Origin of the sequence: Nonomuraea sp. NBC_00507 (assembly GCF_036013525.1) — a bacterium.
Lineage (GTDB): Bacteria > Actinomycetota > Actinomycetes > Streptosporangiales > Streptosporangiaceae > Nonomuraea.
The window spans coordinates 3391069-3404772 of sequence record NZ_CP107853.1; the positions used below are offsets into that span (position 1 = coordinate 3391069).

Here is a 13704-nt window from a genome sequence, read left to right on the forward strand (position 1 = left end):
AGCGAAAGGAACCTGCTGTTGAGCAACGATCCGACTGCAAACGTTCTCGCCGGGCCGTCCCAGCCGGGCGCCGATCAGGTGCGCAGGACGCCCAGTGTCTCGTGCGTGTTCATCTGCCACGACGGAGACGGCCGGGTGCTGCTGGCCCGGCGCGGCGCCGGTGCGCGTGACGAGCCCGGAGCCTGGGACTGTGGTGCCGGAGCGCTGGAGTACGGGGAGTCGTTCGAGACGGCTGTCGCCCGGGAGGTCGGCGAGGAATACACGACCCGTCCGCTGACGATCGAGACCATCGGCGTTCGCAACGTCCTGCGAGAGGAGCCGCCCTCTCACTGGGTCGCGGTGATCTTCGCGGTCGGGATCGATCCCACCGAAGCCGCTATCGGCGAGTCTCACAAGTTCGACGAGCTGGGCTGGTTCTCTCTGGACTCGCTGCCGTCGCCGATGCACTCGCAGCTCGCCGAGAGCATCAGGCTGTTCCGCGCATGGCAAGGGGTATAGCGCGGACACCACGGCTTCCACGCTACGGTCGGCGACGGTCAGGCGTTCGACTGGCGCCCGAGCCGTGCCTGCGCGCGAGGAAAGAGCAGGAATCATGATCCAAGTCTTCGGCGAGGGCACAGCGCTGCACCCGCGGTTGGGTGGAACGGAATCCGCACAAACCCGTGTTGGGACGCGCCGACCGACACAGCTGCCGGGGGGCGGGCTGCCGGGCGGGTGAGGCCCGGGCGTAAGCAGGGCAGCCTGGTCAGCGACGCACGATCAGCCAGGTGGCGATGGCGGTGACGGGGTGATTGCCGATGATGTGCTGCCGACTGCACGGAAAAGTGATCGAGTCACCCTTGGACAACGTGACGAGCTCCGACTCGAACTCGATGGTCAGCTCCCCGCCGTGACGGTGCCCACCTCGTACCCCTCGTGCTTGAGGAACTGTCCGTGAGCCGTGGAGACGGCGTTCGGCGGGTAGGTGGACTCGAAGAACTCCACGTTCGGCGCTGGCACCGGTGACAGCCGTCGGCAGGTCACTCCTCCGCTGAGCTGGATCGGCGCGACCTCCCAGGCCCTCCTGATCGCGAAGCCGGGCACGGAGGCGTCGGCACGGGGCCCCTCCTGTGTGTCGAAGACGGGGCCGGCGGCACCCCGATGGCCTACACGTATGCGATCAGGCGGCTCACCGAGGGCTGCATCGGCACACGCTCGATCTGTGACACCGCCCTTGCCGAGATGTCCAGCTCACAGGAGTGGCGGAAGGCTGCGCGGCCGTAGACGATAAGTAGATAATCTATTTCAGAACTATCTGCTAATGTCCTTCTTGTCGTAGCGGCTTCCACCAGAGGAGATCTCGATGTTCACGCGTGCCCTCATCGTCGACCCGTCCGCCCCCGCAGGCATCGGCTTCGGGGAGATCGCCGACCCCGTCGCCGGTCCCGGACAGGTGCTCATCGATGTGCAGTACGCCTCGCTCAACTACGCCGACATCAATGACGCAACCTCTGGACGCGTTCCGGTCGGCGCAGCGCTGGGCCTCGACGCGGCCGGGTCCGTCCTGCAGGCGGCGACGGACGGCTCCGGCCCTGCCGTCGGAACCCGTGTCGTGCTCTTCGCGCAGGGGGCGTTCGCGGAGCGGGTGGCCGTCGATGTGTCGGCGGTGGCCCAAGTCCCGGACGGTGTTGGGCTGGCCGAGGCGGCCGCACTGCCGACGGCGGGCCTGGCCGCGCTCCGCTCGCTGCGGGCCGCCGCGGCCGGACCCGGCAAGCGCGTGCTGGTGACCGGCGCCTCGGGCGGTGTGGGACGGTACGCCGTGCGTCTCGCCTCCCACGCCGGGGCGTACGTCATCGCTTCGGTCGGCTCTCCCGCGCGAGGGGACGGCCTTGCCAAGGCGGGCGCGGATGAGGTGGTCGTGGGCCTGGACGACGTCAAAGAGCCCGTCGACATCGTCGTGGAGACGGTCGGCGGACCCCATCTGGTCGCGGCCTGGGGACTCCTTGCTCCCGGCGGGACCCTCCAGTCCGTCGGGTGGACCTCGGGAGAGCCTGCTGTCTTCTCGCCGTATGCCACTGTCGGCCCGACCAGGACGCTCGCTTCCTATGTCAACGAGTTCGGAGCCGCCGCCGACCTGGCCGAGCTGGTACGGCTCGCGGCTGAAGGCGTCCTGGTGCCCGAGATCGGCTGGCGCGACTCCTGGGAAAGCTTCGCCGAGGCGGCCGACGCGCTGCGCGGCCGGCGCGTGGCAGGAAAGGCGGTATTCGACCTCAAGTCCCGCGATTGACACCCTTCCGTCCGAAATGCGGCCTGGCGTGGGTCAGCGGGCTACGTCCATGCGCTGTGTGCCGATGACCGACAGCAGCCGGTCGGCGCGATGCTCGGTCCAGTCGGCCAGCGCGGCCGTGGTGGCGGGCGTGTGCCTGGGCAGATCCAGCAGCCCGAGCAGGGAGAGCAGCCGCGCCGCGTCCTGTCCGGCTGGCTCCACGCGCAACTGCTGGTGGCTGACCGCGATGCTGGTGCGTACGGTCAGGTCAGCGTAGTCCAGAGATCGAGCCGCCGGGTCGCGTCGGCCAGCCGTACCGGGAGGTCGGAGAGCGACCCGTCGGGACGGGCGGTCAGGCGGACTCCCGCGATGCGCAGGGCGAGCGGGAAGCCGCCGCAGAGCTGTACGATCTCCTCCGCCGACTGCGGCTCGGCATCCACGCGGTCGGATCCGGCGACCCGGGCGAGCAGCGTGGCCGCGTCGGTGTCGTCGAGCCTGGCGAGGTGCAGGTGCCGAGCGTTTTCCAGGGTGGCCAGCGGATCGCGGTTGGTGATCAGGACGCGGCAGGCCAGCGCGGCCGGGATGGCGCACCTGACGCACGTCCCGTGCGTTGTCGAGGATCACCAGCAGATGGCCTGTGGCGGTGAGCGAGCGGTAGCGGGCGGCGGCCTCCTCGATGTCCGTGCGTAGGGCAGCGCCGTCCAGCCCCAGGGAGCGCAGCAGGCGGCGGAGCGCTTCGATGGGTGCCAGCGGAGCGAGTCCGGCGGTGGAACCGTGCAGGTTGACGTAGATGACGCCGTCGGTGAAACGCCCGAGCGGCACCAGGCGCCTCACCGCGTAGGCGCAGCCCGCCACCTCGGCCACGGTCAGGGCCGTCGGGGTGGAAGTTGGGGTCGAGCAGCACTTTCTCGCGCCACCATCGGGTGGTGACGGGGTCGGCAGGCATGCTTCTGTTCCATGCCTCTACGAAGGCCTCCGCGTCACCCGGGAGAAAGGTTCGCATCCGTCCAGTATGTTGCTCAGGTGAAGCGGCGTGCCTTGCGCTCGATCAGGTCGCCGGGCAAGTCCCATGGCCGGTCCGATCTCAAGCGCCTGGTCAGCCTGGGCATTCTCATGGAGATCGAGCCGGGATTGTTCGCTCAGTCGCGTCCATGGCCGGGCAACGAGCCCGTGACCAGCCCTCCCCGTGCAGCGCAAGCGATCAAAGGGACATCAACTCGCGAACCGCCCTCTGAGTGGGCGTTTAGGTATGGCCGGTTAGCATATGCCCGCTCTGCGGTCGCAGACTTTTGAGCTCTTCGCCCTAAAGGAGTAGATTTGAGTAGTCCTCATCGCCGATGAGAGCACTCGCTTGATTATCAAATGACGCTCAAATTCCGTCTAGTCTAGAAACGTGGCAGAAACTCCCTACCAGTCGAAGACCACTACCGATCACATGTTTCTGGTAAAAGTTCCGCCATGAGCAACCGGAAGCCGTACCCCAGTGACATATCCGACGCCCGCTGGGCCTTAATCGAACCCACCTTAACCGCCTGGCGGCAAGCCCGACTCGACCGCCGGCCCACCGGTCAACCAGCCTCAGTCGAACTACGGGACGTCTTCAACGCGATCCTATATGTCAACCGCACGGGAATCGCCTGGAAATACCTACCGCACGACTTCCCCTCGTACAACACCGTCTACGCCTACTACGCAGCCTGGCGCGACGAAGGAATTTTCGCACAACTCAACTACGAGCTGACCGGCCTGGCCCGCGTCAAGGAAGGCCGCACGGCCGAACCGACCGCGTGCATCATGGACACCCAGAGCGTGAAGACCTCCACCAACGTGCCCCTCACCAGCCAAGGAACCGACGCCGCAAAGAAAATCGTCGGCCGCAAGCGAGGCATCGTCACCGACACGCTCGGCCTCATCCTCGCCGTGGCCGTCGCCGCCGCAGGCCTGTCCGACAACCTGATCGGCAAAGGACTTCTCGACCAAACCAAAAGCGCCTACCCGACGATATCCAAAACCTGGGTCGACACCGGCTTCAAGAACGCCGCAATCGAACACGGCGCCAGATTAGGCATCGACGTCGAAGTCGTCTCCAGAAAATCCGAGACCCGTGGATTCCACGTCGTCAAACGCCGCTGGATCGTCGAACGCAGCCTGGGCTGGCTCATGCTGTACCGCCGTTTAACCCGCGATTATGAAACCCTGCCCGCCAGTTCCCAAGCCGTGATCCACATCGCTTCAATCAACAACCTGACCAAGCGCATAACGGACGAGAATACTCCAACCTGGCGAGGCACCTACTAGAACATAAGCCGCAAACTACTCAAATCAAACGCCCTCTGAGAGCGGCCTCAGGGCAACGCGCGATTATCCCAACCCCCGATGCAGAATGCCTCACTACGAGAGAATGAGACCTTCCACAGGAGTCCACGCCAGACTCGCCTCCACGATCGAGGGGGCGTATAGCCCGGTGCATGACTACTCGGTCAGGCTCATCGACGTGAAGGACAACTGCTCGTCCGGATCCCGCCTGGGCGTGTGGTACCAGCGCAGTCGGATCAGAGAAAGATCGCCCTTCTGGGTCGACATCAAGCTGGCCGAGCAATCCAGACCCGTGAGCGGAGCACCCGGGGTCGTGGTGACCAACCCGTTCCCGGACGAGGTGCTGGACTTCAACGGCTGCACCGTGGACGGCATCGGACCGAACATCGTGGGCCCGCCGGGACCAGGAAACTGATCAGATGATGGGTGGGGCGGCGACACACCGCCCCCTACCGGAAGACTGAAGCAGAACGACGATGAGCCAGCATTTCGACGCCTACACGGACGCGCACTCCTACCTCCCCGAACAGGCGTGCCTCACCTGGATCAGGACCTACGACCTGGAACAGGTCATCCACGCGTTGGGTGCCGATCCGGCCGAGGCGTCGGAGGAAACCTGGACCGACCTGATCGACGAGGGATCCGGCGAGGACGTGCTCGCCGCGCGGTACGGCGGCTGGACGCTCCTCCTGGAGCCGTTCACCTGTCACGGCATGAGTGAGCCGGTCCTGAGCGCGGGCCAGGAGGTCTACAGCCTCCGGTGGACCGTAAACCACGATGTCGTCGTCTCTTACGCGCGCGCGGGTGAGATCGTCAGCGTCTTCGATCCTCTGGATCTCGAAGGCGCGGAACGGGCGTGGGCCAACCGGGTGAGCGAGGACGAATGGCGGCGGGACTGGCTGGCCGCTGCGCTGGCCCAGGGGGAGGAGCTGTCAGGTCTCCGCCTGGACCGTGCCTGGCTGGCCCGCCCGCATCTTGCCTTCATGCCCGCACCCGTCCAGAGGCGGCCGCCGCTCCGGCTGGACGCGGACATGAGGGCTGCCGTCGCCGGGGACGCGCGGCTCGCGGCCATCGTTGCCGATCCCGCCGAGGACATCCTGCCAGAGCTCATTGCCTGATGCCGCTGAGCTCGCGGTCGCCACAACCGGCCTCCACGGGCCCCTCGTCGAGGAGGCCCTGCGTCTGATCTCCGAGCGCGAGTGGAACTCCGAACGCGCCCGGGCAGCGGGCCGTGAACTGGACACGCTCAGCCGGAGTCTCCAGGAGCAGGCCCGGGCCCTCTTTGACGGGACGGGCGGCATGTATCCCGGCCACGCAGCACGGCCGGCTGCTCCTGCAAGACAAGGCTGCCCAGACCCTGATGTGCCCCCTGGGAACGAGCCGCCCCCTCCCAACCGTGGCCAGGGAAACTGCCCGGCTGGCGGGACTGACCCATCTGGACGAGGACGACGACGAGTGCCAGCGCGTTCTGTACGCGGTCGCGTACTACGTGGACATGGACGACAACTGGCTATAGCCACAGGCTGGTCACGACCAACTCCGCGCACGCCCGCCATCGGGAGGCAAGGGCACGGTCAGGTAACCGTCTCGGTCGCCGAAGTGGTCGCGCGCGGACATGAGGCGGCGGCCGTGGTGCGCGATCCCGGTGGGGATGCCGGGACCTGCCATCCGCACGTCAGGCGCCGTTGGCGGTGGAGACACCGAGAGCGGGTGACGGCCGCGCCGAAGGATCCGTCACTGAACGGCGCGGCCCCTGCCATCCACCACCGGACTCCGGCAGGAGGAGGCCGCCCGGGGAGTCATTCTGAAAACCGCGCCCACCCCTGTCATGCCCGGGAAGCGAATCGGTTCGATACGATCGAAAATCGTCCGGTCGATGTTCAAGGAGTTTCGGGCCCGTTGGAAGCAGTGCAGCCAGGGGTTGGGGAAGGTTGGATCGCAACCTCATGGCTTTCTGGGAGCCTCGGCGTCGGCCAGGTGTAGCACGCTTGTTGCCCTGAAACTTTCAGTATGTTTCCGGGGGAACGATTCGATACGTGCCAGCAAGACGGGCATGGGTCGCCGCTCGTCCGGACAGAGGAGCGGGCCACGCCTTGACGGGACCTGCACGCCTCGTATTTGCTCCGTCGCACCACCACCCATCGGCGGAGGGTAGGCGCGGCGAAGCGATGTTAACGATCACACGATTCTTCCGTCACGCCCTTCAACCGCCACCAGGTCTGCACGGATGAGAGGACTGATCAAACCTCATGTTAACGCTAACCGAGGCCCTTGCACTGCCCCTCTCGGCGGTGCCACAGGCAGGTGAGTGATGTTGCGGCGTAAATCCCTCTTCGCCGCTGTCATGGTCGCGGCGCTTCTCGTGGTGGCCACCGGTGGTACGGCGCTGAGCAGCAGCGAAACCACGTCACGCGCGGCGAGCGCCGCCGCGGCGACGGCAGGATGCGGCAAGACTCCAACGCTCAGAAGTGGCACGCAGACGATTCAGAGCGGCGGCGGGACTCGCTCGTTCATCTTGAGAATTCCCGACAACTACAACAACAACAACCCCTACCGGTTGATCTTCGGGTTCCACTGGAACGGCGGCACCGCCAACGACGTCGACTCGGGCGGGAGCAGCGGATTCACCTGGTCTTACTACGGGCTCAGGCAACTGGCGAACAACACCGCGATCTTCGTCGCCCCCCAGGGCCTGAACAACGGCTGGGCCAATTCCGGCGGCCAAGACCTGACCTTCGTCGACGACATGATCAGGCTGATCGAAGCAGACCTGTGTGTCGACACCACGCAGCTGTTCGCCGGAGGTTTCAGCTACGGCGGCGGCATGAGTTACGCCCTGGCCTGCGCCCGGGCGACGGTCTTCCGCGCGGTCGCGGTCTACGCCGGCGCACAGCTCAGCGGATGCAGCGGCGGCACCCAGCCCATCGCCTACATCGGGCTACACGGCCTCAGGGACAACGTACTTAACATCTCGCTGGGCCGGTCGCTGCGCGACAGGTTCGTCAGGAACAACGGTTGCACTTCCCAAAACCCCCCCGAGCCGGCACAGGGCAGCCTGACGCACATTGTCACCGCCTACTCGGGATGCCGATCCGGATACCCGGTCGTATGGGCGGCGTTCGACGGGGGCCACACCCCCGGTCCAGTGGATGGGTCCACCGCCGACGACGGCGCACGGACCTGGACCAAGGGAGTGGTGTGGAACTTCTTCAACCAGTTCCAGAGCACGAACGACACCACTCCGCCGACCACGCCGGGCACTCCCGCCGTCTCCAACGTGACCGCTACCAGCGCCACCCTGACCTGGACGGCATCCACCGACCAGGGCGGCTCCGGCCTGGCGGGTTACAACGTCTACCGCGTAACGGGCGCCCCCACCGACCCGCTACTCGGCCAGTCCACCACCAACTCGATCACCCTGACCGGGCTGACCGCCAACGCCCAATACCAGGTCTACGTACGAGCACGGGACGGCGCGGGCAACCTGTCGGCCAACTCCGCGTTCGTCACGTTCACCACGGCCTCCACCGGCGGCGACACCACACCACCGACCGCCCCGGCCGGGCTGGCGGCCTCCGGCACCACCGCCGGCAGCACCAACCTGTCCTGGACCGCGTCCACTGACGACGTCGGGGTGACCGGCTACGACATCCTGCGCGCACCCGGAGCCACCGGCGGCACCTTCGCCCAGGTCGGCACCTCGGCCACGACCTCGTTCAGCGACACGGGCCTGACCCCGAGCACCACCTACCGTTACCAGGTCCGCGCGCGGGATGCCGCCGGCAACCTCTCGCCGGTGTCCGACACGGTCCAGGTCACCACCAGCGGCGGCACCACCGAAACCTGCACGGCCACGCCGACCGTGCAGACCCAGTGGGGCACCGGCTATGTGATCCAGCCGCTGACCATCACCAATACCAGCACCTCGACGATCACCAGTTGGACGGTCACCTTCACGCTCCCGGCCGGGCACGCGCTGACCGGCTCGTGGAACGCCACCGTCACCACCAGCGGGCAGACCGTCACGGCCAAGAGCGTGAGCTTCAACGGCACGGTGGCCCCCGGAGCCAGCACCAGCTTCGGCTTCCAGGTCAGCCGTCCCGACGGCAACACGGCCCTGCCATCCGGATACACCTGCACCAGCGCGTAACCGACATTCGAGGCCGCCCACACCGGCACCCGCCGGTGTGGGCGGCCCCATCGCGAGCAGCGCGGCGTTGCCTCTGAAGCGCGGGGACGATGGACAGTGCGACCGGGAGGATACGAGCGCCGGTCGACAGTGGGCCCAACTCGCGGACTACCTGGAAGTACTGGGTGATCAGGAAGATGAACCCCGACAGCGCGAAGAAGGCGACCGTGACCGCTCCGCTGGCGGCGCTGAACCGACGGTCCGTGAACAGCCGGACGTCGAGCATCGGGTGCTCGGCCGTGCGCTCCACCGCGACGAAGGCCACAGTCAGCACCAGTGCGATCGCGAACCCGATCAGGGTGTTCCCACTGCCCCAGCCGCGCTCGGGTGCCTCGATCACCGTATGGACGAGGGCGCCGAGCAACGCAATAGAGGTAGCCAAGCCACGCAGGTCAAGCGCGGGTACGGCCGGATCGCGTGACTCGGGCACCAGCAGGAAGCCGAGGACAGCGGCCACCAGCGCAACCGGAACCAGCGCCCAGAACACGCTGCCCCAGTAGAAGTGTTCGAGGAGCAGTCCGCCGGTGACGGGCCCCGGACGCGACGCCGACTTCGACGACGGCGCCCTACCCACCGAGGGCGACCGCGTGCCGGCGCCGGTCCGAGAAGGTGTTCGTGATAATCGACAGGGTCGTGGGGAAGATCAGCGCGACGAACACGCACATGCCGAAGCGGGCTGCGATAAGCGCGCCCCCGCCTTGCGACTCACGACGGATTCTCGGGGGAGGCCGTGCTGGCTTCAGTCGCCAGATCTGCCCACCAAGTCTCGATGGCTTCGCTGAACTCGTCGGGTGCGTCAGACTGCAGGAAGTGGCCGACTCCGTGGAGCACCGTCGTTGTGGCGTTGGGGAAGGTCGCTTCCAATCGCTTCCGGTACCTGTCGGTGAAGATCGGATCCGTGTCAGCCCACACGATCAGGGTAGGCAACTTCTCGAGTGCGCCGAGTTGGTCTGCGAGATTGGTGAAGAACTCCCTAGCGCCGACGAGTTCACCGGGGAGGACGGCGCCGGCGTGGCGACGCTCTGGCGTGCGCGTTGCCTCGCGATAGTGGGCCATTTCGGCCTCGGACAGCTTCCGGCGCTTGTGCGCGGCTGGGATGAAGTAGTCGACGAGCAGGTTGAACCGCTTGACCAGCGCCCGTCCGACCGGGTTCCCCATGCCGCGGGAGAACACTTCGCTGCTCAGGTCGCCGTTCAACGGCCACGCCCAGGTGTTGGTCAGGATGAGGCGTTCGAACTTGTCCGGTCGTTGCTGTGCGGCGTACAGGCCGAACGGGCCGCCCCAGTTGTGGCCGACCAGGGTCAATTCTGAGACGTCGAGCCGATCGAGAAAGGAGACGAGCAGCTCAGCGTGGTCCTCTGCCAGGTACCGGTAGCCGGGGGCGGCGGTGGACAGGCCGAACCCCGGAAAGTCCAGGGCGATGCACCGAAACTGCTCCCGTAGGGCGGCGATCACTTCGCGGTACACGAAGGACCAGACTGGATTGCCGTGCAGCATCAGCAGGATCGGCCCCGAGCCCTCGTCGACGTAGTGCACGACATTCCCGTCGATCTCCACGAAGCGGCTTTCGAATGGAAACAGTTCGTCGCCGACCCACTCAGGCCGTTCTCCAGCAGCCATGGCCACATTCCTCTCCGTCGAGTATGCTTGAGATTTTCAAGTCCTCTTGAGAAAGTCAAGCAAACTATGAGTCGAAGCTACGGCCAGTACTGCGGCCTCGCCCGAGCCCTCGACGTCATTGGTGACCGCTGGAACCTCCTCATCGTCCGCCAACTCCTCATTGCTCCCGCCCGCTACCGCGAACTCCTCGACGGTCTCCCGGGCGTGGCGACCAACCTGCTCTCAGACAGGCTCCGCGATCTCGAGGCGGCAGGAGTGGTCGAACGGCGCCCAGCCGCGAAGGGCAACGCCGTTGTGTACGCTCTCACCCCATGGGGCGCCGAGCTGCGAGAGCCGATCGAAGGCCTCATTCGCTGGTCTACGCCCCTCATGGTGAACGGGCCGGGCGGCGATCGCTTCCGCCAGGAGTGGCTTGCCGTAGCGCTTCCGGCACTCATAGACGGTGGGACGGCGGATGAATCATCGACGGTCGGAGTCGCGGTCGATGAGCAACTGTTTCAGGTGCGGGTGACCGACGCAGGCCTAGAGGTCACTCGGCATGACGGACGACCTCTCGATGCGGTCATACGCGCTGACGCAGCGATCATTCTTGGCCTGGCGGCGGGCATGCTCGCCCTCGAGGACATCCGCGGGGTTGTTGATCTCGAAGGTGATGAAAGTGCTCTGCGAGGCATCTTCGCTCCCTGACGCAGTAAGGAACGGCGGTTCGCGCTCAAGACGATCGAGGCTGATCGCGTGCGGCAGCGATGTATTGGGCGTACGTCGCCGCTGAGCCAGTTGCGTGACGCTCGATCGTCGACGGGTGGTAGGCCAGCGCGTCAGCGATGATCGGCACCGGACCGAGCTTGGTCAGCTCGTGCAGGGTCCAAGCCGTGCCGCCCGCGTGCGCGGGGAGCACTAGACCGAACCGAGTCGTCCACCGTAAGGCAGGGGACCATCCCCGCGTGCGCGGGGAGCACTCTCGTTGACCTGCGTATTTAGCGGCTGCCGAGGCCGTTTTGAAGCACTTTCGTGGAATCGAGCATCGCGGACTCTCGTACGGGCCGGGTGAACGGAGGCAGTACATCCCATCAGGTCGCTGGAGGACTTAGCGAGAGTCTTGCATGCCGACAGTTGTGCGCACGTATTTGGCACGATCACCCGCCAACGATCAGCCACATCCGTACATCACCGGACACATCAAGAAGCCCTTGACTGGCGTTTCCACTGGTCAAGGGCGCTTTGCTGCTGGTCGGACCTGGTGCATCGGACCTGGTGCCCCCGGCAGGATTCGAACCTGCGGCACCGCTTTAGGAGAGTGGAGGCCGTCTGGCTGGTTCGCGCGCTCTGACCTGCGGAGATACCTCCCGGCGCCCGCGCCATCTGCTAGATCATCCCGCGCATGTCCCCGCATTCGTCGAGGCTGACCGCCACGTCACTCTGAGGCAAGCGAACGGGTACTCGTCACCCTTCTTCGGCACTGGATCGTATTTGACGCCGCTGATCCACGACTGCGAGATCTCGTTTCGGCATACCGCCCCCGGCAAACCCCGTTGCGCAGCGTTGATGTCGTAGGGCGGCTCGCTCACGACACGGTGGATCGGTCCCTCCGGAGGTCCTCCGGACATGTCCTTTTTCGCCCTGCTGACTGGAAACATTGGGCCGGGCGACTGAAGATGGATGGGGCTGGGCGTTTGGGTCGGTCAGCGTCTTCTTGACTTATCCCGCATTCTGGGGGAAACCAGGAGTCCGGCCGCCCAGACGTACGCCCTGATCCCGGATTCTTCAGCGTGGGGTTCGGGAATCAAGGCAACTGCCTCTTGGTAATCTGGCTGAGGGCGCGGCCGGGATGGACAACCGGCCAGAACTGAAACCGCCACTCCTCCAACCCCTCCGGTAGCATATCGACTTGATAATGGGGATTCTCGCCGGGGCGGGCGCTAGCCCGGACCCACCACTCTTGATGTTCTAGGCGTAGGTCTAGGAACGTGTAATCTACTCGACCTCCTACTTCATCGACGCAGGCAAAGCCTGAGCTTGAGTAGAATTTGACGGTTCGGCTCCGATCCCACTGTTCCCCATCGTCGGGGGCTTCAGTATCCCAAAGCTCTATTGAGGTTTTCGCCTTATGGAAGCCCACACCGCTGATGACAATCGCCTGGTTCGCCGTCGCGACAAACCAGTTATCCTTGCTGGCTTGCCGAGCTGTATCGTCCCATGACGGCCACCCCGGCGGGTCCGTGTAGCCGCCCATCCAAGAGGCCAGCAGGAATTGGGAGTAGGCGACATCGATGATGTCGAGAACTGTTTCGATTGGCTGAAGCATGCCTGCACTCCGGTGAAGGGGTCAATATCCGGTTCCAATACCCTATAGTCGAGCATTGGAACCGGATACCAAGTATGACTCGTGGCTATTCGGGAGTGGCATCCGGGTTCATGCGATTACCTTCGGCATCGTAGAAGGCGGATGAAGAATGCGTCTTCTGTGAGGATTCGATAGGCAGTTTCCTGGGATCACCTTGCTGGTGTTGGCGAATGCCTTTTTGATGTGACGAGCGACCTCTCCATGGGTGGTGCTGCTTTCGTAATAGGTGAGGAACCTGTTGGCCTTGGTCCCACCACCGCTGGAACGTATGCATGGAGCGATGGCTGCCTAGACGTCTGTGTTCGCCATTCATTGTCCAACATCACTGTCGGATGGACGGCAGAAGTAGCGTCTGTGCTCGCGGTTCAACCAGTCCACTGTCAGGCGAACGCCGGTGAGCCGTTCCGTGAGGATGAGGGCGTGCGTCTTCCAGGCGGCAAACGACGGCAGCTCTGCTATCTCGTCCAACGACGGTAGCCCTGACGTGAGGGACAGTCCTGAGAGAAGGGGCTCAAGAGACGAAGCGTCGCCATCTGGTTGGGCTCCCCAGCGGAAGCGGCACACTTGGCGGCCATCACGCGAATAGTGCAGATGGTAGTGCCTGAGTGTGTCACCGATCACCAAAGACACGGCTTCGCCGGCTCCAGAGAGCCGCGGCAGCGCGTCGACGGCTATCCAGCCTGCAGGCTCCAGCACGACCAGCCAAGGGCCGAGTTCGCCGATGACCAGGGTCCTGCCATGGCCGGACCTTGAGATTTCAGGTTGCGCTTCTTCGTCGGCACTGAAAAGCGAGCGAGGGGCGGCGCTCTGCAGCTCTCCTCCTAGCGAAACGGCCAGCTCATCGACACTCGATGCTCTACACCAGGTGATGCTGCCATCCGGCAGCGATTCAGTCAGGTAAGCCGTGACAGCTTGGTAGTGGGATTCGAGGTCAATCGACACGTTTCTCCCTTCTCGTTCTCGAAAGCCGCTTGCTGGGGCTCCCTTATG

General features: G+C 65.2%; 14 protein-coding genes. 7 read left to right on the forward strand and 7 right to left on the reverse strand.

What is annotated here, in order from left to right; translation table 11 throughout:
- Window positions 1-18 precede the first annotated feature (18 nt).
- Complete coding sequence (locus OHA25_RS17075; protein ID WP_327588555.1) at window positions 19-498, forward strand: NUDIX domain-containing protein; 480 nt, start codon at window positions 19-21, stop codon at window positions 496-498.
- Between the two features lie 378 nt (window positions 499-876).
- Here OHA25_RS17075 and OHA25_RS17080 read toward each other — a convergent pair whose 3' ends face one another.
- A complete protein-coding gene (locus tag OHA25_RS17080) occupies window positions 877-1083 on the reverse strand; it encodes a hypothetical protein (RefSeq protein ID WP_327588556.1) in 207 nt (68 codons plus the stop codon).
- 259 nt (window positions 1084-1342) lie between these two features.
- Between OHA25_RS17080 and OHA25_RS17085 the strand changes: the two genes are divergently transcribed.
- Complete coding sequence (locus OHA25_RS17085; protein WP_327588557.1) at window positions 1343-2266, forward strand: zinc-binding dehydrogenase; 924 nt, start codon at window positions 1343-1345, stop codon at window positions 2264-2266.
- Between the two features lie 33 nt (window positions 2267-2299).
- On the opposite strand, the gene OHA25_RS17090 is transcribed toward OHA25_RS17085, so the two are convergent.
- Both OHA25_RS17090 and OHA25_RS17095 read right to left on the reverse strand, forming a co-directional pair.
- Entirely contained in the window at window positions 2300-2467 is a 168-nt protein-coding gene (locus OHA25_RS17090) for a hypothetical protein (RefSeq protein ID WP_327588558.1), read from the reverse strand.
- Window positions 2468-2508: 41 nt separating this feature from the next.
- Window positions 2509-2829, reverse strand: coding sequence for an NB-ARC domain-containing protein (locus OHA25_RS17095; RefSeq protein ID WP_327590992.1), 321 nt, complete (start codon window positions 2827-2829; stop codon window positions 2509-2511).
- Window positions 2830-3703: 874 nt separating this feature from the next.
- On the opposite strand from OHA25_RS17095, the gene OHA25_RS17100 reads away from it, so the two are divergent.
- The 4 genes from OHA25_RS17100 to OHA25_RS17115 all read left to right on the forward strand — a co-directional run bounded on the left by OHA25_RS17100 (window position 3704) and on the right by OHA25_RS17115 (window position 8711).
- Window positions 3704-4543 (forward strand): IS5 family transposase, encoded by an 840-nt coding sequence (locus OHA25_RS17100; RefSeq protein WP_327588559.1) that lies wholly within the window; start codon window positions 3704-3706, stop codon window positions 4541-4543.
- Between the two features lie 103 nt (window positions 4544-4646).
- The gene (locus OHA25_RS17105; RefSeq protein WP_327588560.1) at window positions 4647-4976 is read left to right on the forward strand and encodes a hypothetical protein; all 330 of its coding nucleotides are present in this window, start codon (window positions 4647-4649) and stop codon (window positions 4974-4976) included.
- 61 nt (window positions 4977-5037) lie between these two features.
- Window positions 5038-5679: a hypothetical protein gene (locus OHA25_RS17110; protein WP_327588561.1), complete on the forward strand. Its 642-nt coding sequence runs from the start codon at window positions 5038-5040 to the stop codon at window positions 5677-5679.
- A 1193-nt stretch (window positions 5680-6872) separates the two neighbouring features.
- The gene (locus OHA25_RS17115; protein ID WP_327588562.1) at window positions 6873-8711 is read left to right on the forward strand and encodes a cellulose binding domain-containing protein; all 1839 of its coding nucleotides are present in this window, start codon (window positions 6873-6875) and stop codon (window positions 8709-8711) included.
- Here OHA25_RS17115 and OHA25_RS17120 read toward each other — a convergent pair.
- Window positions 8653-9237: a hypothetical protein gene (locus tag OHA25_RS17120; RefSeq protein ID WP_327588563.1), complete on the reverse strand. Its 585-nt coding sequence runs from the start codon at window positions 9235-9237 to the stop codon at window positions 8653-8655. The two genes, OHA25_RS17115 and OHA25_RS17120, sit on opposite strands and share 59 nt — an antisense overlap.
- 218 nt (window positions 9238-9455) lie before the next feature.
- Window positions 9456-10370, reverse strand: a complete 915-nt coding sequence (locus tag OHA25_RS17125; RefSeq protein ID WP_327588564.1) for an alpha/beta fold hydrolase — start codon at window positions 10368-10370, stop codon at window positions 9456-9458.
- Window positions 10371-10436: 66 nt separating this feature from the next.
- On the opposite strand from OHA25_RS17125, the gene OHA25_RS17130 reads away from it, so the two are divergent.
- Entirely contained in the window at window positions 10437-11057 is a 621-nt protein-coding gene (locus OHA25_RS17130) for a winged helix-turn-helix transcriptional regulator (RefSeq protein ID WP_327588565.1), read from the forward strand.
- 1096 nt (window positions 11058-12153) lie between these two features.
- On the opposite strand, the gene OHA25_RS17135 is transcribed toward OHA25_RS17130, so the two are convergent.
- The gene (locus OHA25_RS17135) at window positions 12154-12675 is read right to left on the reverse strand and encodes a hypothetical protein (RefSeq protein WP_327588566.1); all 522 of its coding nucleotides are present in this window, start codon (window positions 12673-12675) and stop codon (window positions 12154-12156) included.
- A gap of 348 nt (window positions 12676-13023) precedes the next feature.
- A complete protein-coding gene (locus OHA25_RS17140; RefSeq protein WP_327588567.1) occupies window positions 13024-13656 on the reverse strand; it encodes a DUF6461 domain-containing protein in 633 nt (210 codons plus the stop codon).
- Window positions 13657-13704 lie beyond the last annotated feature (48 nt).